The sequence below is a fragment of the Paenibacillus sp. TY11 genome (genome assembly GCF_059772165.1).
This window is the reverse complement of record NZ_JCBAIQ010000001.1, coordinates 385,123-410,315: the sequence shown is the minus strand read 5'-3', so window position 1 is coordinate 410,315 and position 25,193 is coordinate 385,123. Positions and strand designations below refer to the sequence as shown.

Genomic DNA, 25,193 nt, shown 5'->3' with positions numbered 1-25,193 from the left:
CACCTACAACAGGAAGAGCTTCAAACGGAAAGGGATGCAACTGAATGTACGTGGTATGTAAAGAGCATGTGGAACTGGCAATTGATATGTTCGTCGATGAATACGAGGATGCACCGGATGTCGTCGATCTTAAGGAAACGAAATTTTCGGATTGGGACCCTCCGGTGAAGTGCACGGAATGTGAGAAGAAAGCAGAGTTTTTGGTCGTCTAAAAAAACAAGCACGGGCGTTTCGGTGAGAAACGTCCTTTTTGTATACATATAACTGTGACTATATCTAGAAGAAGATGCACGCTGAGACAGGAGTGAACGATGAATGGACCCCTTGCTGCATTCACTGTTTCGTCCGATTCAAGTTAATGGAAGAGACTCCTCCACATATTATATCGAAAAAAAGCCGTCTGCTGCGCTAAGAGCTTACGTGGTATGTTATTGGGAGTCCGGCCCGGTTACTAGAGAGAGAGTAGGAGATTTCGTAGCTTCGCGTGAAGACACTGCTTTGTTAAGCTTGCCGCATGAAGAAACCATGGAGCGGGTATTACCTGACGGCTGTACGGATATTCTATTAGAATACGACCCGGTGAGTAAGCGTCAGGAACTCTCGTACTGTGGGACATTTACGCAACCGTTTGTGTCTGCCAGACAAGCAGGGTCCGAGACACGCATTTTTGCGGTGCGATTTTTTCCCGGTGGGGCACATTATTTTCACGGCATGCCGACTCATTTGTTTACAGGCGGTAATTATCGCTTGGAAGATCTCTGGCCCGAAAGCATCACCGTCTTAGGTGAGCGCATTATGGAAGCGCAGAATTTCAATGAACGGGTGCGCATAATGGATGAGTATCTTAACCAGCTTCTGCTGCGCCAACGTACGAACGATTGTGACCTGATGAAAAATCTGCTGCATCGCATCTTTGTGAGCGCTGGGAGTGTGGGGGTTAAGGAGCTTGCGGAGTGTGAGGCGATCAGTGAAAGGCAGCTTAACCGCAAGTTTGGACAATGGATCGGGATCAGCCCCAAAAAGTTCAGTGAAGTCGTCCGCTTCCAGAGTGTTCTGCACAGCATCCAAAGCGGCGGGGGTCTGGATTGGACGGAGCTGGCATTGAAGCATAGCTTTTTCGATCAGGCGCATTTAATTCGCGATTTTCGCAGGTTTTATGGAGATTCTCCGCTTACCGCGGCTAAGGATTTACGGAAGTTGTCCGATTTTTACAATACACGCCCAGAGGCTTCGGCTATACTCAAAATATGAATAAGCATGGCAAAGGAGAGATGAGAATATGAGTGGAACGCTGCAAGTTCGAGATCATCTGCTAAATGAGCTGGAGACCGGAGTACGAACGGGGGAAGCCTTGATCCGTAAAATACGTCCAGAGGATTGGAACTTTCGTCCGCAAGAAAATTTCCGCTCACTACTAGAGTTAGTACATCACTTTGTGCTTATTCCTGCTTCGGATCTTGCGATAATGCAGGAGAAGTCTGAGGGTGAAGTGGGGAGTATTGAAAATAGCCTGTCTGGAGTGGAAGATCCCGAGCGCTTGGCTGCGACTTTCAGACAGAATTTTGAAGCTTATAAGGCTTACATTCTTTCGCTTAGCGAAGACGACTATCTGAATCGTTCGACGAAGGCCTTCTATATGGAACACGGACATCTACAGGTTCAATGGCAGATTGAGACCTTGACCCACGTATTCCATCATCGTTCGCAGATTTATAATTATCTGAAGCAACTGGGACATGAAGTGAGCTTTTTTATGTTGTACGCTTGAGTATTTTTGTGAAGATTTATGGAGGGCACCTGTGCGGTGCTCTTTTTGGTTTTATTCAAGGCTTTTTTAGGTTGGAATGGCTTACTCGAACGCGCGTGAAACTTCTTTACTAACTCGTCTGAGAATCCCGATTTGATCTTCATTCAATCTGCTGGTCAATGCAACAAACTCATCTATTGCCTCTTGCCGAATAGTTTCGTCTTTAGTCATATGTTCTTTGGAAAACATTAATTCACTGATAGACACGTTTAAGGCGGTTAACACCTTCTCTAACGTATCAATCGAAAAGTTTCTTTCGCCACGCTCTACCGATCCGATATATGCATCATCTAATCCTGAAAGTTCCGCAAGTTGTTGCTGTGTTAGTCCCTTAGCCTTCCGAATCGTTCTAATTCTTTCTCCAACCGAATTCCGTAATTTTGTCATATTAACCACCTCTCCTAAAGGTTAGGAGAGTATCGATGTAATTAGCAGAGACATAAAGGCGGTAAAATATATTGAAAAAACTGCGATTAAGTACTATATTAAATTTATTGTACTACTTATTTGGAGTTTCACAAAGGAATATATTAAGAGCGAGTGCTTTTTATTCTAGTCATTTTGAAGGAGGAACCCTCTTTGCGAACTTCTATCCTGAAATCACTCAAACCGGACATCATTGTTGAAATGTTAGAGATGGCTGTGGCTTTTGAAAATTGGAAAAAGGTGATGGAGACGGCGGATATTTTGTACCAATGTGTACAGCGTATCTATGAAGAACGGCAGTATCATAAAGCAATGAAATTATCCATCCCGCATGTCAATTTAGAACGTCCTTTGGTATATTATTTTGGATTCAGTCACCTGATGTGTGGAATGGCTCACCAGAACCAGGGTGCATATGAGCAGGCAAGGGAGTGCATCTATAAGTATGCTGAGCTGGGGTGGATGGAGGATCTAAAGAAAGAAGATAATCAGGTTGTCGAGGAGTTCAGGTTTTTAGCCAAAACTAATTTATATGCAGTAGAAATTTTGTCTGGAAATATAGAGCTGATCGAGGAATACGTAGCCTTTTTGCAGGATAATCTAGAGGAAATATTACCGGGGCTAAATACCATATTACAGGCAGCGCTTATGTATCATTTGGATGTGGCAGATATTTTACATACGTTTGCAGAGCAGATTGATGAATTCGAGAGTTATGAAGACGCAGAGAATGTATCTTACTATTATAGCTACTGCTATCATTTGGCTTTATACTATCGGAAGTACGATAGATTACAGGATGCAGTGGGGCTTAATTTACAGGCGATGCAACTAGCTGACCAGTCGGGTAACGATGATCAATTTAAGAAATGTACAGCATTATTTGAGTCCCTGCGCGAGTCAGCGACTGCGGAACAAATCAGCGAATATCGGCAGCTACTAATGCAGTGTCTTGATGAATACGAAACGGATAGGCATTTCATTGTGAAGAGCGTAAATGAATGATCCGCTATGATCTGAACAGGGAATAGGCTCGTAGTGGAGAGGAAATAGATAGGTAAGAGACGTTTCAGGTGCTAAAATAACTATGTTAAAGGTATCTTTTCATGTTAGGGATCGTAAATGCGATTTTACATTATCATTCGACATAGATAGGGGGATGGAATTTGTTTATTCAGCTTATAGGTGTTGGCAAGTTAAAAGAGAAGTATTTGGTCATGGGAATTCAGGAATACGCTAAACGGCTGGGCCCATACATCAAGTTCCAAATGATTGAGGTAGCGGATGAAAAGGCCCCAGACACACTAAGCGAGGCGGAGGTTCGACAGGTTAAAGAGCGAGAGGGTGAGCGTATTCTTGCCCATGTGAAAAGTGAAGCACATGTCATTGTGCTCGCCATCGACGGCAAACTCTGGAGCTCGGAAGAACTCGCAGAGGAATTGGACAAGCTCGGTACCTACGGTACAAGCCATGTTGTCTTCGTTATTGGCGGCAGTCATGGTCTCTCTGACGAAGTCCTTCGCCGCGCCCAGCAGAAGCTGAGCTTCGGAAGGATGACCTTGCCACATCAGCTGATGCGATTGGTGCTGGTGGAGCAGATTTATCGGGCGGTGAAGATTAATCGAGGGGAACCCTACCATAAGTAACGGCGAAATTTTATTATCACGATAATCCAAGGGGTGTAATTAGTGATGTAACGAAGTGTAAAGGTGACAATTAATTCTTTATCGATCATTCACAATATGTTATATTGATGGCGAGAAGCAAGGAGTTTGAAGAGAACGCGGTATTGGATAAAGCGATGAGACTCTTCTGGGAACAGGGTTACGAGAAGACGTCCATGACCGATCTGGTCGAGCATATGGGAATCCATCGCAGAAGCTTGTATGACACATTTGGCGATAAACATCAGCTGTTTCTGAAAGCCATGGATCGGTTTGGCGATAAAATCAACGCTGTGCTTGCAGGTGCAGTTAAACGCTCCAAGTCTGCAGCGGAAGCTCTTCAGTTTATTTTTGACTTCATGATTGATGGAGAAGAAGACTCGCCTTCCGGATGCTTAATGGTGAATTCAGCTGTAGAATTGGCAGCGCGCGATGCCGATGTTAATGCCAAGTTCACTGAGGCGTTTACAATAGCAGAGCAGCAACTCAAGGAAATTATTCTCTGGGGGCAGCGGGATGGTGAATTTGCCACTGATTACGATGCCGGGGAATTGGCAGAATATCTGCATAATGTATGGGTTGGGCTAAGGGCAATGGCAAGAACCTCTGTTGCCAAAGAAAAACTTCACCGCATAGCCAATACATCGATTAAACTTATAGAAGGATAATGGTTTTTTTTCTTTAAATTAGAACGATTGTTCCCGAACTCGCGAGTCTCCTCTTTGCCTAAAGCTTTTCTTCCCATCGTAATAATTACTTGCACTTTTTTTAGAATGATCGTTCTTAAATGTGAACCCGAAACAAATAACAAGAAGCTGAGCCAGCAAGGAATAGAACTGCTGCATTCAAACAAAAGATGAAGATAAGGAAGGATGGATAAACAATGTCAAACCAAAAGATGATGAGAGCGATCGGATATTACGAACCGGGGGAAGGAGTACCGCCGTTTCAGGAGGTTGAAGTGGAGAGACCGAAAGCGTCAGGAAGGGATTTGCTCGTAGCAGTGAAGGCAGTATCCGTCAATCCGTCGGATTGGCGGTCACACAAGGACAAAAAACCGGACGATTCGTCGCTTACGATAGCCGGTCGGGATGTAGCCGGCGTGGTAGTCGAGGCAGGACCGGATTGCAATATATTCAAAGTCGGTGACGAAGTTTATTATTCTGGATCCATCATTCGCCCGGGCGGATTCAGCGAGTTTCACCTGGTCGACGAACGGATTGTCGGCAAAAAGCCTAAGAGCCTCGATTTCGCGCAGGCAGCGGCTTTACCGTTAACAACCATTACAGCGTGGGAAGCTTATTATGAACGATTGGGTATTTCCAAAAATCCATCGGATAATGAGGGCAAAAGTATCTTGATCATCGGGGCTGCGGGGGGCGTCGGATCGATCGCGACTCAACTGGCCAAGCTTGCCGGTCTAACGGTCATCGCTACGGCCTCGCGTCCTGAATCGATCAAATGGACGAAAGAACATGGTGCCGATCATGTTATCGATCACCATCGACCGCTTGAACCTCAACTAAAGGAGCTTGGCCTGGTTGGCGTTCCGTATATTTTTGTTTTGAATAATCCGGATCAGCATTTGAATGAGATGAAGAAGGTGATTTTGCCGCAGGGGAAAATCTGCTCGATTTTGCCATTCGAACAGCCGGCTGAACTTGGTGAATTGTTTATAAAAAGCGTGACGTTTGCTTGGGAATTGATGTACACTCGTTCGGCATTTCAGACGGACGATATGATTGAACAGCACCGACTGCTTAATGAAGTGTCCAATCTTGTGGATGCAGGGAAAGTACGTACAACGATGAAAGAGCTTATCAAACCAATTAATTCCGAAAACCTGAAGGAAGCATTTCACAAGAGCCTGTCAGGCAGCACAATCGGTAAAATCGTATTAGAAGGATTTGAATAAAAGCGCTGGGCAGACAGCAACTGGCATCATCGATCGTTCAAGGGAACTGTTTTAAACCTATAAGATGGAGGCCACATGATGAGAGCAATGGTAATTGAAAAATACGGGAAATACCCGCTTCAGTTAGCGGATATTCCAAAGCCCGCAGTAGACGATCACGAGGTGCTGGTGGAAATCCATGCGGCTAGCGTGAACCCCCTCGATCTTCTTGTGCGGGATGGTAAATTACGTGTCCTGCTGAAATACGATATGCCCCATGTATTAGGATATGATTTTTCGGGCGTTGTCATTCAAGCGGGACGGAAGGTTACCAGATTCAAGGTCGGGGATGAAGTATTCGGCCGACCAAGCAAGGGCGGAGCCTTCGCTGAATTTATCTCCGTGAATGAAGACGATATCGCCATAAAGCCTCGCAACCTTACCTTTGAGGAAGCGGCATCCATTCCATTGGTCGGGCTTACCTCTTATCAAGTATTGCATGAAAAATTGAAACTAAAGGCCGGGCAGAAGGTTTGATCCAAGCTGGTTCAGGCGGAGTCGGTACTTTTGCTATCCAACTTGCCAAAGTGATGGGACTTTATGTCGCAACAACGACAAGCGAAGCTGGAGCCCAATTGGTCGAGTCGCTTGGAGCCGATCGAATCATCAATTACAAAACAGAACAATTCGATACACTGTTACAAGGGTATGATGCCGTTTTTGATACCAAAGGCGGAGAGACTCTAGAGAAGGCCTTTAAAATTGTCAAAGAGCAAGGCCAAATCGTATCCGTCGTAGGGCCGCCCAATGCGCGCTTCGGAAAAGAGGAGAGAGTTGGCTTCGTCAAAACAAATGTACTTCGGTTGGTTGCCCGGAAGATTACCAAGTTAGAGAAAAAATATAAGGTCAAGTACAGCTTCCTGTTTATGAAACCAAGCGGCAGACAACTGGAGATCCTTTCTGAATGGATTGAATCCGAGAAAATAAAGCCTGTTATTGATCGAGTATTTCCTTTTGAAGACACTCAAAAAGCAATGGAGTACTCCGAATCTGGCAGAGCAAAAGGGAAGATAATCGTAAAGATAAAGTGATCGCATAACTAAAACAGACAATAAAAGGAGCATATAAAAATGATTATTTCTGAACAAGTTGCATTTGTCACCGGTGCGAACCGGGGTTTGGGCCGTCATCTTGCCCTTGAACTTCTATCCAGAGGGGCTAAGGTGTATGCTGGTGCAAGAAATCCGGAGTCCGTTAACATTCCAGGTGTGATACCTGTAAAGCTTGATATTACTAACCCGCAAGAGGTAGCTGAAGCTGCTATGGTCGCTAAGGACGTTACGCTTCTGATCAACAATGCAGGCACTTCTACAGGCGCTTCTTTGCTTGACGGCGATCTCGACAAAATACAATTGGAATTTAATACCCACTTCTTTGGCACACTATCCATGATTCGTGCGTTCGCGCCTATTCTCACCAATAATGGGGGAGGATCAATCCTGAATATTCTTTCTGCATTATCATGGTTCAGTATAGGGGGTAATGAAGGTGCTTATACGGCTGCAAAGGCAGCAGAGTGGGCACTGACGAACGAGTTGCGCTTAAAGTTGTATCCTCAAAATGTGAGAGTGGTTGGCTTGCATGTGGGCTTTATGGACACAGACATGACGGCCGGCGTTGAAGCTCCGAAGGCCGACCCTGCCGAAATTGCAAAACTGGCTATTGATGGAATAGAGGCCAACAGCTTTGAGATTCTTGCCGATGAACTGAGCCGCAAGCTCCAAAGTGCTCTCGCTGGTGGTGTAGCTGCGTTATACCCACAGCTTACATGAGCCTAACTGTACTAATATCTTCTCTGGTGGTGGAAGGTTTCTAAACACATTTGATGCCCGTGTTCCTGTTGGGACACGGGCTTATTTGTGACAACCATAGAAGGCACCCAAAAAGGTGTCCCTGAAAATTCGCCGTTAGAGTGATACGGTGAACCGTATCACAAATAAGGGCGAAAATGTTGAAGCAAAATTGTTCAGAAACGAACCAAGACTAAGAGCTTACTAATAAGAATGTGGACTAAATGCTAATGCTTCGATAGAATATCATTCTATATTGTTGTATTCAGGATTTTATTAAGGCGGATTGGAGAGGTAATCATGGGAAATACGGATAAGTTTGAAAAGATAGCTAATATATATGACACTTCTGAGAGAATTCACATTGCAAAGGTATCATCTGATGCCATTCGTGAATATGTGGTTGACGCTAATAGTAAGAATGCTATTGATTTTGGGTGTGGAACGGGTCTTGTCGGAATGAGCTTGTTAAATGATTTTAATTCTATGCTTTTTCTGGATACTTCACAAAACATGATTAATCAAATAAAGCAAAAAATTACTGATCTTCATATTCAGAATGCAGATACATTATGTTTTGATTTTGAAAAGGAAGGTCTAACGGATTTACATGCTGACTATATATTTATGGCTCAGGTTCTACTCCATATTCATGATGTTGAATTCGTTTTATCAAGGCTATTTGATGTTCTAAATGAAGGAGGACATTTACTAATCGTAGATTTTAATAAAAATGAAAAAGTAGTTTCAGATATAATTCATAACGGATTTAATCAAGAAGAGCTGACTGACATTATGACTAAAATAGGATATAGAGATATTCAGTCCAAAACTTTTTTTAACGGAAGTAAAATATTCATGGGACAAGATGCATCTATGTTTATTCTTGATTCTCAAAAATAAAACTTTTAGGCAGAAATCAGCTCTCCTTACCGGAAACCATGCTTTGTGTCTTCTCATGCATCGCAGAGGGATTGGATCAAAAGCCGCTTGACTCTGCAAAGACGATTACCATTACTATGCGATATTTAAAAAATGGCGAAGAACCAGTTGTTTTTTCCTCATTAGGTTTGCAGACCGCTTTCGCCTTGTGTCATATGACATTATGGCACTGGCCGATTTGACATCAAGAGCCGTAGGATACGACTACTACTTGTAAAGGATGTGGGCTCTTTGATGACAAGAACCGTCGTCAGCTTTATTCAAAATGGCTATTTCCTACTGCTTACTTTCGCTACCGGATTGTTTTACTTTTGCTTTTATCTGGTCGCTCTTACATTAGGTTTGAGTCTTTCGTTTACCGTCGCGGGTGTTCCTCTGATTACTCGCATTTTGCGAACTACATACGCCTTCCTGCAATTTGAACGCATACAGACCAAGATCTATACGGATATTACCACAGAGCTTTACGTTAAACCAATAAACACCGATGCCTCTATCTGGCTTCAAGCAAGGAAGGAGCTGCTAAACCGGCGCAACTGGATCGCTATCGGCTGGCTGATGCTGAAGCTTCCGGTGGGGATTTTAAGCCTCATTAGTGCGGCCTTGCTTTATATAACTCCACTCGCAATGATTGCGACCCCGCTCCTCTTTCCGTTATTTAATTATTACTTTATGGGTGTGCTTGTAGATACTGTAATGAAATCCATACTGGTTTCGGCCTCAGGAGTCGTATTCACTATGGTGAGCTATAGGCTTACGAACAGCTTGACGCGTATGCTAGGCGGCTACACCCGTCTTATGATCAAGAGTGTGAACCGTTAACCGGAATGTCCCGGTCTGGATTTAAAAGTATTGTTGGATGATGTTCTGCTCTATAATAGTTACGTAATGTCATACTGATAGTTCTTAGGGGTTGATGGTTTTGTTCGATATGGTAAAGCAGTGGTTCTGGTACGACTGGTTCATGCTTATGATCCGCCTGATTTGCAGTACTTCTCTCCTGCTCACTATCATAGAGCGGCAAGCTCATTTCACACTGCCGCTTTGGGTTCTTGTGTTTTGGCAGCTTATTGCTTTTTCCGTTCCTTGGCTGTGCTTGCAGCTCAATTATAGATACTACCTGCTTACCGAGATTGTGATCCCGGGCGGGCTGTGCTTGTATTTAGCTTCGTTTTTTCCGGAAGCCTACCTCACATTCCTGTTGTATCCATTTTTAATTGCCGCTAACAGCAAACAAAGAACATATCTTTGGTCAGGTCCTTTATCGGTATTGCTCCTACCCGCTATAATTAAGCTGCTTGTAGAGCAGACTGATTTTTGGGTTATGACCATTCAATTCGGGACGGCTTATGCATTCGGATTTTCCTTCCATTTATTGATGGTCAATCATCGTCAAGGCGAAATTATACGCGAGCAAAATGCGGTGCTGGAGCAGTACTTGTCCCAAATCGAGCGCATCACGCTGGCCGAAGAACGAAATCGGCTCTCCAAAGAGCTCCATGATACTGTCGGTCATGCCTACACTTCCCTCATTATGGGATTGGAAACCTTACGCCCTGAGCTAGAGACGGATACAGGAACGAAACGGCTCGATTCCCTATTGAACCTGGCCCGGAAGAATATGGATGAAGTGAGAGGCTATGTGCATCAAATCGAATCGCCGCATGAAGAACTCCCACTGCTTCAGTCTTTGCGGAAGCTGGCAGAGGAGTTTCAGGAGCATGCTAAGGTGTCGGTTCGTTTCCAGGCCTTCGGGGAGGAATACCCTGTAACGAAGCAAGCGAAGATAGCGCTGTATCGCTGCTTGCAAGAATCATTGACGAATGCCGTGCGTCATGGACACTCGACGGAGATTACGGTTTTGGTGCAATTCGAGCCTCAGCAGACGAGGCTGGAAATTCAAGATAACGGCCGCGGGATGGAACATGGACGGGATGGCTTCGGCTTGAACGCCATGAAAGAGCGAGCGATGAATTTGCAAGGTCATGTTGGCGTCTATACCCAACCGGGCGAGGGCACCCTCGTTACCTGCACCCTGCCACGACAAACGGAGCTTAAGGATGATGTCATCCGTCTGTTGGTCGTCGATGACCAGCCTTTTATCCGTGAAAGTCTGCGGACTCTTCTCGAGGAGCAGCAAGATTTGCAAGTCGTAGGGGTGGCAGAAGATGGCGAGCAAGCCATCGAACTGTGCAGGCAGGTTCAGCCTCAGCTGGTGCTCATGGATTTGGACATGCCGAACCTGGGCGGAATCTCCGCATCCCGTACCATAAAACAAACGTGGCCCCACATCCGCATCTTGATTCTCACCACGTTCGAAGATACTGAGCAGGCTCTGGAAGCGCTGCGAAGCGGAGCGGACGGATACTTATTGAAGTCGATGAAGCCGGTAGAGCTCGCCGAAACAATACGCACGGTCTATCGCGGAGGCACGCTGATCGATCAGGAGATGTCGCACAAATTGTTTGCACAGCTGGAAGCCGCCAAGAGCGGGGAAGATCCGTCGACAACTCAAGTGGCCGCGACCTATGATTTAACTCCACGGGAGCTTGAAATTTTACAGTTCGTGTCGAAAGGACTGCGATATAAAACCATTGCTTCCAAATTGTATTTATCCGATGGTACGGTTAGAAACTATGCGTCATCGGTCTATCTGAAGCTGGGGGTTCGCAACCGGGAGGAAGCAGTGCAAAAGGCCCGAGAGGCAGGGCTTCTGGAATAACCTTACGGCTCGATGCCGATTTCCGTTGGATATGGAGAAAACCAAGAAACAAGCGGCAGCATCAGCAGCCGCTTGTTTCTTATTGTACAAGAAAACCCCCAGTTTGATCGGGGGTTCAGGAAATCTTATATAAAGTATCATTATCTTACTTTTTCTGGTTAACCTTTTGAATTAGTGACTGATTGGCAACGTATAGTAATTAAATGCTTGATCCAATAAGGCACTGGCTTCTTGACGCTTCAAAAGCTGTTTGGAGCGGAAGTCTATGGAGCCGTCTAAATTGATCTTGGTATTCGGGTCCATGATACCTTGGGAAACCAGAGCTGTGACTGCTTTAACTGCCCAAGCATCCGTTTCGCCACTCAATTTAACCTTAATTCCAGGCTCAACCTGTTTCAGGTTCTGGATCATTACCGCCGCCATTTGTCTAGTGATAGGAGAATTAGGCTGATAATTACGTAGTCCGGCCATCATCTGCTTCTTATTCGGTTCAATCATGAAAGGTTGTTTATACCACCCGTGGGCGCGCAGCAGCACTTCTGAGAATTCTCCCTGAGTCATCGTTCCTTTCGGATCAAAGAGGTTGGCTGACTTTCCGCTCATGACTTTCAAAGCATTAAGGTTGTTTATATATGGAATATATTTACTATCCGCAGGTACATCAGAAAATGGTGAATCAATGTTTATTTTTTGCGCATAAGCAACGAGGTCTGGGAGCTGCATGTAATACAAATATGCAATATGGCCTGCTTCATTTTTATTAAACGTCAGTTTATTACCTGATTCATCTTCAAATAATAAAGGGTGGATCATTTTTAGTGTATGTTTGCCTGACGTTCCTGTCTCCATTATTAATTTCCCGTCCGAATACGAAACCTTCGTCCTTAAGGCAGCGATACGCGTGTTTTGGTATAATCCCACGTAGTCTTGGGCCTGCTGCTCACTTATTGTCGCGTAGGTTGACTTTGGAACTTCTGCTTTTCTCGGATAATAATGATTCATAAATTCTTCATACACGTCAAGACTCATCATGGAGTCGTTATTGTAGGACATATACATCGCTGTATTCTTCTCAGGCAGAATAACAATCAACGAAGAATGCCCTGTAACATTTCCTCCTTTTAGAATCACATGCTGATTATTCATCTTCTCTTTGAAGTAGCCTTCGAATCCAATTGTTGTAACCGGGAACTCCTTGTCAGGAAATAATTGGTATGTGTGCATTTGCTCTATACTCTTTGGACTCACCACTTCTTTACCTTTGTACTTGCCTTTGTTCAGGTGCATCATGAGGTACTTCGCCATGTCATCTGCTGTTGAAACTATACCGCCTTCAGGTTTTTCCGTTGGTTTAAACCCGTCCAAGGGTATCAGTTCACCTGTTGGTCCATAATGAGCAGCCATTCTGCTTAACAATTGGGGGGTAAACCGCACACTCGTCGAAGTCATGCCTAACGGTTTGAAAATATTCTTCTCCATATATCGGGAATATGACATGCCCGTTACGTTTGCTACTGCATATCCCGCTAGCATGAAACCAAAATTGTCATAAGTGTACGCTTCTCCTGGAGGCCTGACAACAGTTGGCATATTTGATGCAATGTACTTCTTCATTGGAAAATATTTGTCCGCGTATTCTGGATGCATTTCCATGAGAATATCTGGTTCATCAAATCCACTTGAATATGTAAGTAGATCAAACATCGTCAGTTTTTTTCCTGTTTTATTCGGAACCTTTATTCCTCCTAAATACTCTTGGATATCGTGTTTTAAATCCATTTTCCCCTTATCGACCAACTGCATAGCTGCCAATGCAGTGAATGACTTTGTAACAGAGCCGATTTGGAAAACGGTATTTTTATCAACAGGAATTCTTTTTTCCCTGTCGGCATAACCGTAACCTTTGCTTAGCATCACTTTCCCACCCGTGACGACCACAAAATTAGAACCAACTGTATTAAACTTCTTCATCTTGTCCGCAAAAACACCATCTGCAAAAGCTTCTAGTTCCTTGGCATCTCGCGGCCCCTCCAAGCTAGCCTTTTCAGATGCAACGGGTGCGTTAACGGGTGCGGCAACTGACGCGCCGTTGGGTGCCATACAGGCGGTAGTTATCGTAGCAGATAACAGTAGAACCGCGAGATTGGTGTGAATCATTTTTTTCATGAATGATTTCTCCTTGAAATGTATTTTTGCCTTATAGCGTCCGGCAAAACCAAGTATGGCAAAGGACTTGTCATACCAACAAGTTACATTTCGTCACCCACCATACCAAGGCACTCCAAAGTGTCATATGACAATTAGGCTTCTTACAAGACATCATTATACAAATTCGATTTTTAAGGGAATAGAAGGGGCTTACTCAAGAGGCTCTTTCAGAGAAAGCGGAAATTCACTACAGTTACATATCAGAAATGGAACTAATGCCTAGTGTTCAATGGTAATATCGTTTTTGCGTGTGTCCATTTGATTGCATACCTTTACAGTATTACATCTTTAAGAAAAGAACAGCCGGAATGGTTTAGAGAGGATTTAGGTATCCTCTTCACATGGTTGGAGCAGGGGAAAATCAATCCGCTTGTTTCCCATCGAATTCTGCTTCTTGAAGCGGTACATGCTCAGCAGTTGTTAGAGAAATCGCAAGCTGTCGGTAAAGTGGTTCTCACTGTATCATAAAGGGAGGCTGACAAGTCTATGTACTCCATTGGAGAAATCGCTAAATTAACGGGCATTACGGCCTTTACACTTCGATATTATGAAAAAATAGGCGTTCTCCCCAAGCCTCGCCGTCAAGATGGAAAACGAAGCTATGATGAACAGGATCTACAATATGTCCGGTTTATTCATGGATTAAAGGAGACGGGGATGAGTTTGGAGAACATCGCAGCTTTTACCGAGGATGGCTGCCTACTGACCCGTAACGATTCGGACATGGACATTTGCGGAATTTTATACAAGAGGATCAACATGCTGGATGAGCATATTGACCTATTGGAGCAGCAAATGGAGCGGCTGGAAACGGTAAAGGCGATTGCGCATGAAAAAAGCGCGTTTTATTCCGCTATGCTGAAAGGGCGGACATCGAAGAGAGTACAGGATATATAAAATCGAATATAACCATGATAACAAATGGGCATCCGCTGGATATCCTCTTTGATGAATTGAGAAAAAACTTGCTGTTTCAAAAAGTGCGGAGAACCGTATCACAAGTAACGGCAACCGCCTCTTGGTAACCCTATAAAATCGTACATGAAATGTCGGATGCCTATAATCATACTTTGCTATTCTGTACCTGAAGGGAGGTTATTCACATGGATTGGCTTGCGAATCTGAATCGGGCTATGCAATACATCGAAGAAAATCTTACAGAAGATTTAGATTTGAAGGAAGCCGCGAGGCAGGCTTGTTGTTCCGAATATCACTTTTCAAGGATGTTTTCATTTCTTGCTGGGATTACGCTATCGGAATACATCCGTCGGAGACGCCTGACCCTTGCTGCATTTGAGCTTCAAACCTACGATGTACGAATTATTGATGTGGCGATGAAGTACGGATACAACTCAGCAGACGCCTTTTCTAGAGCCTTTCAGGCTCTGCATGGGATGTTGCCCTCAAAGGCAAAGTCCAATGGACCTTCCTTAAAGGCCTATCCACGTATGACCTTTCAATTAACCGTTCAGGGAGGAACCGCAATGAAATATCGTATTGTAGAGAAGGAGCCATTCCGAATCGTGGGTATCATGAAGAGGGTGCCTATTCAATTCAATGGTGTGAATTCGGAAATCGAGTCCATGTGGAGAAGCTTAACGCCGGAGGACATTGTTCAACTCAAAGCACTCTCGAATATTGAACCCCGGGGATTGATTCAAGCATCGGTGAATTTTTCCGAGGAGCGTATGCAGGAGAAGGGATCGCTTGATCATTATGTAGGTGTGGCTACTAGCCAGGAGTGTCCCGAGCATTTGACGAAACTGGAGGTATCTGAAGCTACCTGGGCTGTATTTGAAGCGGTTGGCCCATTCCCGGCAACTTTGCAGAACGTATGGGGACGTATTTATTCAGAATGGTTTCCTTCCGCGAGTTACGAGTTGGCGAGAGGGCCGGAAATAGTATGGAATGAGAGTAAGGATGTATCCTCTCCAACCTTCAGAAGCGAAATTTGGATACCCGTCATCAAAAAATAAGTGCTGGGCTAATTGCATAAGAGCAGTCACTCGGGAAGAGGAGAGAACACCCAATTCAGTGGTTCTCTCTTTTTTGCAAACATCACAGAATATACACGTATGCCTATGGAGGTTCGTAATGAATAGGAAATGGCCTGGCGGAACTATATCAGGTAATCCCATTCGCACAAGCAGACAGCCCGCCCCTGGCGTAAACTGAATTATAATCAGTGAGCGAGGTGAACTTCCATGGCACAATCGAAAGAGATGCGTGCACGGGCTAAGAAGTTTCAAGGCCGTCCGGTCTGTGTCACCCTGCACAGCGGAGAGACTTACGTCGGCTACATCACCGACGTTAATTACGGCGGGTTGGTACTTGCCAGCGCTGGAGCTCCCCCACGCGCTTCTTCCGGGATGAAAGACTCCCGATCTCTCAAACGCAGAGCTGGTGCGCATGCCCCGGGCGTCCGTCTCGGCAACCGGAGAAGCAACGCACGTAAACCGTCTGGCCGTTCGCGCTCCCGCAAGCCGGACGCCAAGGTATCTGCATTCCTGCCGATGATGGGCTCGATGCTCGGCGGCCTGGGCGGCGCCACTGCAGGCGCAGGAGGGCTTGGCGGTATGCTCGGCGGCGGCCTGCGGCTGTTCGGCATGATCCAGAAATTTGTCCCGGTTGTGAAGATGGGCTACGGTATGATCAAGTCCATTCGCCCGTTTCTCGGCGCCGTTAAAGGCTTGATGGCCCCGGCCAGTCCGGCCACGCCGGATAACGAATAATCGTATCCCTGCGGACTTTAAGCCCCCTTTGAGTGGTCAAAGGGGGCTAGCCCACACCATCACTTTCTAACAAGAATAAAAATGATCACGTTCTTTGTCATCAAATTTGCCAAGTGTCCGTATCCTAACAAATTCGTGTTGGCCCCCATATGGCCTTAAATCTTGCCGATAGAGGCAGACCCACTATTCGGATGTAAATCAGCTTCCGATCTCTCCGCAAACATTGTCATGACTTGGATTAATTATCTTTGGAGTGTCGTTCCCCCACTTGGTACTCATTTGCATGTTCAAACATATATTTCACTGTTACGGGATCTTGGCCCGTCAGCTTCTTAAAGTCGTCCGTAAATATATCCATTTTCCCTAAGCGAATTGCTTGTCCAAAGGTAACCATACCTTCAGAAGAGAAGGGGGCTTCGGAGTCCTCCGCAAATTTGCCATCCGTTGTTCTGGGAACACCCATTGCATCAAATATGGCGTAATTTTCTTCATCCGTGGTCTGCTTGTAGGTAATATGATGACCCGTTACTTCATTTCCAATCTCGATAAAGTCGGACATTGTTATTAATTCAGGACCATTTATATTTAATATCGCCTCATGATAATTGCTTGCTGCTAATGCATAAGCGACAGCTTTTGCACAATCTTTCCGTGAGATATAGGCCATCTTGCCGTCACCCTGGTTATTTTTCAACACTCCGTCAGACTTCACATAGGTGAAGTAATTGGTAACCATGGCTTCCGCATATTGCGAATTACGCAGGAAAATATAATCTAACCCGACACTTTTAATATAATCTTCTGTATAGACATGGTCCAGTTTTTCAACACTTGGATTGGATTCATCAGCCGCGTTAACCAATGAAGTATAGATAATTTGTTTTACTCCAGCTTCTTTCGCCGCATCGACCACGTTTGTGTGTGCATTTTGGCGTTTTACCCCCACAAAAGGCATGGAGATTAAAGCAAGTTTATCTGCATTAGCAAAAGCTTCTGCAAGACCGTCTATTTTATTGAAATTGGTCACATGTGTTTCAATACCTTGTTCTGCATACCCTTGTAAAGATGCCGGATCATATGCGCAAAAAATAATTTGGTCTTTTCCCACTAAATTTAATAAATATTCAGCCGCTTGTCTGCCCAGATTGCCATCCACACCCGTTAATAATAACTTACCCATGTTTGTCGTCACTCCTTGCTGAAATGAACTATACTTATATATTATGTGAAAAAAATAACAAAGTATAATACAAAAAGCTTATGGGCTATTGCTAAAACGAATTTTGTATTTGTTGCAGGAATGAGTATAATGCCGGATTAGAATTATTTTTTAAGTAGCCTATTTCGATTTTAAAAGTATGGTGTGAACCATGTATGGGAATGAGTCGGACCTCTTCTTTCAGGTCAGCAAGATCATAGTTATCTGGGAAAAAGCCGATTAAATTCTCTGTGATGATATAAAACAGCTTTGTTTCGACATCGTCTGCGGTTCTAAGGATGTTGGGCTGGTAACCATCTTCCATGGCATGTTGAATCATTAAATAGTAGGAGTCTCCAATAACCATTGGATTCAGCATGACAAGCGGATACTTATATAATTCTTCCTTTGAGATGGACTCAAGACAGAAGAGGGGATGTTGTTTACTTACAGCCGCGCAGTATCGTCCGCTATATAATGTATGGGTTAGGATTTCCGCTTTCCCTTTAAACTCTGAGTCAAAGGCAACGGCCACGTCATGTATTCCTTTTTGCAGATACTCAGCGATATCCTTTAGCAATACTTTATTTAATTCAAGTTTAATCTTTGGATGATTTTCTTTAAATGAAGGAATGAATTTTAACAAGCTTTGGATATCTGTGATTGCAGCATATTCGATACTCAATAGTTGGGTGTTATATTTTTGAAAATTTTCCATGCTTGTTTTCATATGATTATATTGTTTCCAGAGCACGACGGCCTCTGCATAAAACAGCCATCCTGCTTTTGTCGGCTCAATCGGGATTTGTTTTCTATCAATCAACTGAATGTTAAACTCATTCTCAAGTGAGGCAATTTGTTGGCTAATCGTAGTTTGCGATACAAAATTCTTCTTAGCTGTTTCTGTGAAATTTCTACATTCAACAAGATCTATAAAATATTTTATCCTTTTTAGATTCATGTTTACCTCCAATTGTATGAAATTTATTATAACTTACCTTCCCGCCATAATCGATGGGGTGAGGCATTACTTTCATTATGCGGTCGGTTGTAAGACGATCGGATCAGACCCGCATAGGATGGTGGGAACATTGTCGAGTGGTTGTTTAGATTTTGTATAGGTCCTTTGTCGTATAATGGTGGAAATACGCTGTGCAAATTTGGCGTATTTTGTCATTTACAGGGCGAAGATGATCGAAGGAGAGGGGGAAAAGCTACTAAGCATGATCAACGGTCTGACGCCCACGGCACTTACCCGTTCATCTGGAACTCCGCAAGATTTCGGTGATGCAGAGGCTGCTGGGACCAAGCAAATTACATATGTCTATTCGCTTGAGCGTTATATCGGGTTGATGATCTTGCTATCGCCAAAAATTTTCAGCAATTTCGGGAACGGAGGAGATTTTTGTATTGAAACGAAAACGCAGTGTAGGTAAAGCAGTGCTATCTTTCTGCTTAGCAGTTTTGCTTGTCTTGCAGATAGTGACGTTCTCTGCTGCTGCATATGCGGAGAGTGTGCCAGGCGAAGCCGGCTCGCTGAGCGCGAACGAACCGTCGTCGGTATCTGAGGAGGTGTACGGTGCGCCGGACGAACCGTCGTCGGTACCTGAGACGGTGTACGCTGCGCCAGTCAATTTCGCAGCGATGGCGGCAGACCCGGCGGAAAAAACGGCGGTGCTCATGGGAGCGAATTCGTCCTTTCCGCTGGAAGTCATACAGGACGGGAATGTCTTACAGACGGGTGACACCATTCACGGGAGAAAGCCCTTCTCCTTGAGATCGATCGGCATCAAGGTTCCGGTGAAGGGTGACGCCGCCGATCCGAACACGGTGGATGACAGCACAGTCATTTTGTATGGCGACTATGTGATGCTGGATAAAGCGACCTACTTTCCGGAAGTGATTCTGCCGGAGGCCACCATGACGCTGAAGGAAAAATCGGGCTACACAATCGGAACCGCCTATTTCTCAGAAGCGGGCATCAAGGTGGTGTTTGACGGCGAGGAACGCTTTTTCAACGGACAGGGCCAGAACATCACCTTCGGCTTTGAATCCACCGCGAAGGCGGATGTGTCGGGCATAGAATATGGCCACCAAAAGCCGATTGACATTTTCGGGGCGGGCTACATGCTCGAAAACCCCGAGATCACGTCCGCGTACAGCATCAAAAAGAAGTCCAACAGCAACGCTTCCGATAACGCTTGGATCAATCAAGCGGCTTTTGTAGAGGGGGCAATCGAGTGGCAGGTGGAAATTGCCGCCACAGATCTGTTTGACCCTGCCATCCCGCAGCCGCTGGACGGGCTGAAGTTTTATGACGCGCTCGATCCGGTTCAGGTGGGCACCTATGTGGAGGGGTCTCTTAGGGTCAACGACAGTGCGGTGACACCGGACAGCGGCACCGCGAACGCGCTGGCTTACACCTTCCCCGCGGGCTTTGGCGACAAGGCGATCGTCACCTTTAAGACGTGGATTCCCAAGGCGAAGTATTATACTGAGTATAACACCGCTAGTGGGTATCAGACCGTCACCAATATCGCGGAGCTGCGGGACGCGTCGGAAAGTAAGCTGGTTTCCTCGAATCCGTGGCGCGTCGCCTTCAGGCCCGACTGGATTCAGAAGAGCGGCGTACTGGACAAGCGGTCGAGTTCCGCAGACCCGCGTACCATTACATGGACGATTGATGTCAACAAGAACTACAGCAAGCAAGGGCTGAAAGACTTCACCATCACCGATGCCCTGCCGGCCGGACTTACCTGGAAATCGGCCGCATGGCAGTCGTGGGACAGTGCTAAGAAGGACTGGTCAGCGACAACAACGCCGATAGAACCCGAAGGCGATGTGTATTCCTTCGGGGAGGTGAACGGTCCAATCCGGCTGGTCATTGTGTCCGAAGTTACAGGCAGTACAACCAGCTTTAACAACAAGGCCACCGCCCAGTGGAAGCTGGATGTCAATACCGTGCAGGACAATGACCAGGGTACCGTGGCGGTCACCGCCGCGGTCGTCATTGGCGCCCATACCCTGACAAAGCAAGCAGGTACCGGTGTTAATATCCTTGCTTCTGGCACATTGCCGTGGAAGGTTACTCTTACGCCTCAGGAGGCTCTCCCGGACGGTGCGGTGTACGATCTGCTGGTATATGGGGATGCGAACTCCATCGATTTTACCAAGGTTACGGCCGTCCCGGAGATTGACGCTGGAATTCTGGATCAGTTGAAGGGGAACATTGGGCCGGGGTACTACCAGCGGTTTCAATCCGGTTCCTTTCAGTCGAGTGACGGCTTAACGCATCAGGTATACACCCTTTCACAGAATGGGAAGCCTGTCGCCGACTTGCTTCGTGTCACCGGATACAATACCGATAAGCCGGCTTCCTTCACATTTAATTCCCTGATGACGCAGTGGGAGCACTTCGCGGGCAATAAGGCCACAGATCAGTATAATCGGGCGTTCCTGTTTGAAGGTACAAATCGGACAGTTGATTCAACTCGGCCTTCTATACGGGTCAACAGCGGTATGCTGGCCAAAGAAATGCTCTATGCGTCAAAGCCGGAGGGGACAAATATTGACCCTTCCAATGTCAATCACCAAATTCGTAACAGCGACGCTAACGAAGCAAATATGCTGGCAGCCTATGATCAGGTGACCAAGACGGTGACCTTCCGGCTGTCGGTCAATATGAACGGCCTGAAGACCGAGGAGATGGCGAAGAATGGCGGCAATCACGTGGCCAGCGACATCAAACTCGTCGATACCCTGCCCGAGGGCTGGGAGTTTGTGCCCTATTCGGAGGGACAGGCTTTTGCAATTTACGGAGGGACCCGGGCAGACTATGGAGCGACTGTCAGCGCTGGGGCGCTTATTCCCGACCCAAGTAGTCTCGTGAGCTTCTCCGCCGCAGGGAACATAGGCACCTTTTCTTTTACCAAGCTGGAAAGTCCCTATGTTATTCTATACAAGGCAAGACCGACTGAGGCGGCACTGCGTCAATACTTTGAAACTGGCGAAGCAAAGCATGCGCTGACGAATACCGCCGAGATGAAAATCACATGGGGGGATGAGCCTACCACAGTCACAAGCACCCGCAAGATCATCGTACCGATGCAGACGTTGAGCAAATCGGTGACGAAGCCGAACCCCGGCGTGCTGGAGTGGACGGTGAATTACACCCCGCCCTTTGAGGTAAAGGACGGCGTCTATCTGCAGGACACCCTTGGCGAAGGACTGGCGCTGCGCAAGGACGAAAACGGGAACCTCTCGCTGCGACGCCCTGACATGGCGGTGTACCGCGCCAAGCTGACTCCAAGCGGAGCCCTTGAAAGGGATGGCGCTGCACTGGATTTGGACGGCTCCGACCCGGAGGTCAGGGTTGAAGCTGTCACAGATAACGGCGTAACACGACTGACCTTCCGCATGGAAAATCCGAACCAGCTCTACCAGATGGTGTATCAGACCGAAGTCACCGGATTGCCCAGCAGCGGAAAGGCAGGCAACGAGATTAAACTGATGGGTGATGACACCCTGAAGAACATCGGCGCCAAAAGCGAACACGCGGTCGACAACAGTGATGTGGGCGGCAGCGCGGAAACTCAAGGCAAGCTGGATCTGCTCAAGGTCGACCCGTCAGGCAAGCCGCTGAGTGGCGTAAAATTCACGCTGTATGAGTCCGACGGCGTAACAGAGGTCACCGGCGGAGAGACAGATGAGAACGGCAAGCTTAGCCTGTTTGCCAAAGCAGGGCTTTATGTGCTCAAGCAAACCTATATTGACGAGACCACCTATCTGCCGACCACGACAGTTTATCAGGTGCGTGTGGCGTCCACTCCCTGGAATCCCATCTGGGTGGATGGGGTGCAGGTAACCAGCGACAAACCGCTGGTTGTGCCAACCCCGGTGTGGGTGCCCGGCCATTTGACGCTGAATACGGCGATAGAGGGGAAAGGGGCGGACCCGGACAAGGACTTTGAATATAAGATTACCTTTAGCAACGGCAAGTCTTATGCCTATTCCGGCTCCATAAGTGGCACCGTGGCCAGCGGCGACACTGTTAAGCTGAAAGGTGGCCAGTCTATCATCATCAAGGATATCCCGGACGGTATCACCTATACCGTCGTCCAGAAGGATTACACGGGCGAGGACTATGCTACCGATCCGGCGGATCTGACGCGTACCGGAAGCATTGTGGCGAAGGAAACGGTCGAAGCAAAGTTCGTCAACGCCAAGTATCTTCCCGGCAAGCTGACGATCGGAAAGACGGTCGCGGGCAATGGTGCGGACAAGAACAAGGCGTTCGAGTTCACCCTCACCTTCGAAGGCACGGGTGCGGGCAAGACGTATACGTATACGACATCGGGCGGTGCGACAGGAACCATCGGGTCCGGCGGCAAGATCAGCCTCAAGCATGGGGAAACCGCCGTCATTGATGGGATTCCTAAGGATACAACTTACACCGTCAAAGAGACTGATTATACGGAAGACGGCTACACGACGACTTGGCCGGACTGGCAAACGACCGGCACCATTATCGAGGAAGGCGACCATAAAGCAGAGGTCGTTAATATGCGGATGGTATACGGCGGTCTGCTGATCGGCGAGACGGTGGTTGGCAGCGGGGCGGACAAGAATAAGGAGTTTGAGTTTACTCTCCAATTCCCGGACGCCGATAAAGGTAAGGCGTACCCTTATACAAAGTCGAACGGCACGCAGGGAACGATCCAATCCGGCGGGACGATCACCCTTAAGCATGGGGAAACCGTCGCCATTGAAGGCATTCCGAGCGGTGACAGCTATATCGTCACCCAGACCGATTATTCGGGCGAGGATTACACCGCCGATCCGGTGAATCGAACGTATAGCGGCACGATCATGGAGAAGCAAATTGACGAAGCTCGCTTCGTCAATGCGAGGTATCTCCCCGGTAAGCTGACGCTGACGGCGGATCCCGCAGTCGTTCCCGGCAACGGTGAGACGCCTTCGCAGTTGACGGCTACGTTGACCAATTATGAAGGCAAGCCGGTTGCGAACCAGGATGTCGTCTTTATCCTGCCGGATCAATCGGAAGTCACGGCCAAGACCGATGAGCAAGGAAAAGCAATCATCCCTTATACACCGCCGAAGCTGGACACAACAACGCCTGAGGAGCACCACATCACGGCTAAGGTGGACAGCCTGACAGAAGGAAAATTGACCACCGACACGACGGTAACCACCGTACCAGCGGCAATCACCGGGGTGCTGCGAGACAACACAACGGGCAAAGTGATTCCGAATGCGACTGTGGTCATCACCAACGAGGCGAATGGCGAGAAGCACGAGATCACGACCGACGCCGCCGGCGCGTACTTCCATCCTGTGCCGTATGGTGGCGACTATACGATCAGCTTCACGAAAAAGATCAAAGTGAATGGTGTTGACGAGTCGATCACTTTCACGCAAAAAGCGGAAGTTGACAGCGATGTGAAGGGCGGCGAGCTGGTTCCGGCGCACATTACGGCTGTAGGCGTCGTGCTCCTGAAGCAGCCTGAAGGGCAGTCTTCGCTGGTGAACGGCGAACTCGCCGGCAAGATGCGCATTTATTTGCGGGATGCAAGCGGCCAATACGTTGTAGATGAGAACAGTGTTCCGAGAGCATTCGGCTTGCAACCGAACGGCGCATTCTCTGCGGATGGCTTATCCGCAGAGAACTACAAAATGGAAGTACGTTACGAAGTTGCGCCAGGCAAAGAACTGACGCTCATCAAGGCGGATCTGGACGTGAAGGCGAACGGGGAATTGAATATTTCTCAGGAGCTCGTTGACCCGTACGGTATCATTACGGATGAAACCACCGGCGCAACGATCGAAGGCGCCGAAGTGACGCTGTATTATGCGGATACGCCGAAGAACAGGGAGAAAGGCATCGTGCCGGGCACGAAAGTAACGTTGCCTGCGATTCCGGGCTTTGCGCCCAATGATAACGCCAGCCCAAGTCAGAACAGCGACGAAAACGGCGCGTATGCGTACATGGTGTTCCCGGACACGGACTACTATTTGGTTGTGACGAAACCCCGGTATGAGACGCATACGAGCCCTATCATCTCGGTCGGAAGCGACATCGTACGCTATGATGTACAGTTGAAGCCGATAAGTTCCGGAGGCGGCGGTGGCGGCGGAACTGGACCCGGCAAACCCGGGCCTGACCCCGCGAACCCCGACCCCGACCCCGTGACCCCCGAACCGGAACAGCCTGACAATCCCGGGCCCGGCGGTGGCGACAACGGAACCGGCAACGTCGACAACGGAACCGGCGATGGCAACAACGGAACCGGCGATGGCAACAACGGAGCTGGCAACGTCGACAACGGAACCGGCGACAGCAACAACGGAGCTGGCAACGTTGACAACGGAACTGGCGATGGCAACAACGGAGCTGGCAACGTCGACAACGGAACCGGCGATGGCAACAACGGAGCTGGCAACGTTGACAACGGAACTGGCGATGGCAACAACGGAGCTGGCAACGTCGACAACGGAACCGGCGACAGCAACAATGGAGCCGGCAACGTCGAAAGTGGAACCAGCGACGTCGACAACGGAGTTGGTAACGTCGACAACGAAACCGGCATCAACGAGCTGGACGATGTTCCAGAAACAGGGGATAACAGCGTACCGCCAGCCCTCTATATGGTTTTGGCGCTGATGTCCTTGATTACGATCGGGCTCTGTCTGCTCGGCGGCAGGAAGAAAAAGCACATTCAGTAACCGGAAA

At 47.2% G+C, this 25,193-nt stretch carries 21 protein-coding genes and 1 pseudogene; 18 read left to right on the top strand and 4 right to left on the bottom strand.

Features of this window, described 5'->3' with window-relative positions:
- The first annotated feature begins 44 nt into the window (after nt 1-44).
- The 3 genes from AC6EJC_RS01775 to AC6EJC_RS01765 all read left to right on the top strand — a co-directional run bounded on the left by AC6EJC_RS01775 (nt 45) and on the right by AC6EJC_RS01765 (nt 1,768).
- Nucleotides 45-212: a CxxH/CxxC protein gene (locus tag AC6EJC_RS01775; protein WP_444952466.1), complete on the top strand. Its 168-nt coding sequence runs from the start codon at nt 45-47 to the stop codon at nt 210-212.
- A gap of 103 nt (nt 213-315) precedes the next feature.
- Nucleotides 316-1,251 carry a DUF6597 domain-containing transcriptional factor gene (locus AC6EJC_RS01770; protein WP_444952465.1) on the top strand — a complete coding sequence of 312 codons (936 nt, stop codon included), beginning with the start codon at nt 316-318 and terminating at the stop codon, nt 1,249-1,251.
- Between the two features lie 28 nt (nt 1,252-1,279).
- The gene (locus tag AC6EJC_RS01765) at nt 1,280-1,768 is read left to right on the top strand and encodes a DinB family protein (protein WP_444952464.1); all 489 of its coding nucleotides are present in this window, start codon (nt 1,280-1,282) and stop codon (nt 1,766-1,768) included.
- 81 nt (nt 1,769-1,849) lie between these two features.
- Here the strand turns inward: AC6EJC_RS01765 and AC6EJC_RS01760 are convergent, their stop codons facing one another.
- A complete protein-coding gene (locus AC6EJC_RS01760; RefSeq protein WP_444952463.1) occupies nt 1,850-2,194 on the bottom strand; it encodes a helix-turn-helix domain-containing protein in 345 nt (114 codons plus the stop codon).
- A 192-nt stretch (nt 2,195-2,386) separates the two neighbouring features.
- Between AC6EJC_RS01760 and AC6EJC_RS01755 the strand changes: the two genes are divergently transcribed.
- The 9 genes and pseudogenes from AC6EJC_RS01755 to AC6EJC_RS01715 all read left to right on the top strand — a co-directional run bounded on the left by AC6EJC_RS01755 (nt 2,387) and on the right by AC6EJC_RS01715 (nt 11,305).
- Nucleotides 2,387-3,238 carry a DNA-binding protein gene (locus AC6EJC_RS01755; RefSeq protein WP_444952462.1) on the top strand — a complete coding sequence of 284 codons (852 nt, stop codon included), beginning with the start codon at nt 2,387-2,389 and terminating at the stop codon, nt 3,236-3,238.
- 161 nt (nt 3,239-3,399) lie between these two features.
- Nucleotides 3,400-3,879 (top strand): 23S rRNA (pseudouridine(1915)-N(3))-methyltransferase RlmH, encoded by a 480-nt coding sequence (rlmH, locus tag AC6EJC_RS01750; protein ID WP_013312768.1) that lies wholly within the window; start codon nt 3,400-3,402, stop codon nt 3,877-3,879.
- 107 nt (nt 3,880-3,986) lie between these two features.
- Nucleotides 3,987-4,565 carry a TetR/AcrR family transcriptional regulator gene (locus AC6EJC_RS01745; RefSeq protein ID WP_444952461.1) on the top strand — a complete coding sequence of 193 codons (579 nt, stop codon included), beginning with the start codon at nt 3,987-3,989 and terminating at the stop codon, nt 4,563-4,565.
- Between the two features lie 215 nt (nt 4,566-4,780).
- Complete coding sequence (locus AC6EJC_RS01740) at nt 4,781-5,812, top strand: zinc-binding alcohol dehydrogenase family protein (protein WP_444952460.1); 1,032 nt, start codon at nt 4,781-4,783, stop codon at nt 5,810-5,812.
- Nucleotides 5,813-5,890: 78 nt separating this feature from the next.
- A pseudogene (locus AC6EJC_RS01735) lies at nt 5,891-6,882 on the top strand (NADP-dependent oxidoreductase).
- A gap of 39 nt (nt 6,883-6,921) precedes the next feature.
- Nucleotides 6,922-7,623 carry an SDR family oxidoreductase gene (locus AC6EJC_RS01730; protein ID WP_444952459.1) on the top strand — a complete coding sequence of 234 codons (702 nt, stop codon included), beginning with the start codon at nt 6,922-6,924 and terminating at the stop codon, nt 7,621-7,623.
- A gap of 318 nt (nt 7,624-7,941) precedes the next feature.
- A complete protein-coding gene (locus AC6EJC_RS01725; protein ID WP_444952458.1) occupies nt 7,942-8,544 on the top strand; it encodes a class I SAM-dependent methyltransferase in 603 nt (200 codons plus the stop codon).
- 273 nt (nt 8,545-8,817) lie between these two features.
- Nucleotides 8,818-9,405, top strand: coding sequence for a sensor domain-containing protein (locus AC6EJC_RS01720; RefSeq protein WP_444952516.1), 588 nt, complete (start codon nt 8,818-8,820; stop codon nt 9,403-9,405).
- Nucleotides 9,406-9,505: 100 nt separating this feature from the next.
- On the top strand, nt 9,506-11,305 hold the full coding sequence (locus tag AC6EJC_RS01715; RefSeq protein ID WP_444952457.1) for a response regulator: 1,800 nt from the start codon (nt 9,506-9,508) through the stop codon (nt 11,303-11,305).
- Between the two features lie 171 nt (nt 11,306-11,476).
- Here the strand turns inward: AC6EJC_RS01715 and AC6EJC_RS01710 are convergent, their stop codons facing one another.
- Nucleotides 11,477-13,471: a serine hydrolase domain-containing protein gene (locus tag AC6EJC_RS01710; RefSeq protein WP_444952456.1), complete on the bottom strand. Its 1,995-nt coding sequence runs from the start codon at nt 13,469-13,471 to the stop codon at nt 11,477-11,479.
- Between the two features lie 264 nt (nt 13,472-13,735).
- Between AC6EJC_RS01710 and AC6EJC_RS01705 the strand changes: the two genes are divergently transcribed.
- The 4 genes from AC6EJC_RS01705 to AC6EJC_RS01690 all read left to right on the top strand — a co-directional run bounded on the left by AC6EJC_RS01705 (nt 13,736) and on the right by AC6EJC_RS01690 (nt 16,245).
- Nucleotides 13,736-13,981: a zinc-binding dehydrogenase gene (locus AC6EJC_RS01705; RefSeq protein ID WP_444952455.1), complete on the top strand. Its 246-nt coding sequence runs from the start codon at nt 13,736-13,738 to the stop codon at nt 13,979-13,981.
- An 18-nt stretch (nt 13,982-13,999) separates the two neighbouring features.
- On the top strand, nt 14,000-14,410 hold the full coding sequence (locus tag AC6EJC_RS01700) for a MerR family transcriptional regulator (RefSeq protein WP_444952454.1): 411 nt from the start codon (nt 14,000-14,002) through the stop codon (nt 14,408-14,410).
- A 206-nt stretch (nt 14,411-14,616) separates the two neighbouring features.
- A complete protein-coding gene (locus AC6EJC_RS01695) occupies nt 14,617-15,489 on the top strand; it encodes an AraC family transcriptional regulator (protein ID WP_444952453.1) in 873 nt (290 codons plus the stop codon).
- 228 nt (nt 15,490-15,717) lie between these two features.
- Nucleotides 15,718-16,245 carry a hypothetical protein gene (locus AC6EJC_RS01690; protein WP_444952452.1) on the top strand — a complete coding sequence of 176 codons (528 nt, stop codon included), beginning with the start codon at nt 15,718-15,720 and terminating at the stop codon, nt 16,243-16,245.
- Nucleotides 16,246-16,483: 238 nt separating this feature from the next.
- Here AC6EJC_RS01690 and AC6EJC_RS01685 read toward each other — a convergent pair whose 3' ends face one another.
- Nucleotides 16,484-17,425 carry an NAD(P)H-binding protein gene (locus tag AC6EJC_RS01685; RefSeq protein ID WP_444952451.1) on the bottom strand — a complete coding sequence of 314 codons (942 nt, stop codon included), beginning with the start codon at nt 17,423-17,425 and terminating at the stop codon, nt 16,484-16,486.
- A gap of 91 nt (nt 17,426-17,516) precedes the next feature.
- Nucleotides 17,517-18,404 carry a LysR family transcriptional regulator gene (locus AC6EJC_RS01680; protein WP_444952450.1) on the bottom strand — a complete coding sequence of 296 codons (888 nt, stop codon included), beginning with the start codon at nt 18,402-18,404 and terminating at the stop codon, nt 17,517-17,519.
- Nucleotides 18,405-18,666: 262 nt separating this feature from the next.
- Here AC6EJC_RS01680 and AC6EJC_RS01675 point away from each other — a divergent pair, with 262 nt between their 5' ends.
- Entirely contained in the window at nt 18,667-18,879 is a 213-nt protein-coding gene (locus tag AC6EJC_RS01675; protein WP_444952449.1) for a hypothetical protein, read from the top strand.
- Nucleotides 18,854-25,186: a DUF7601 domain-containing protein gene (locus AC6EJC_RS01670; protein ID WP_444952448.1), complete on the top strand. Its 6,333-nt coding sequence runs from the start codon at nt 18,854-18,856 to the stop codon at nt 25,184-25,186. The genes AC6EJC_RS01675 and AC6EJC_RS01670 overlap by 26 nt, the downstream gene beginning before the upstream one ends.
- Nucleotides 25,187-25,193 lie beyond the last annotated feature (7 nt).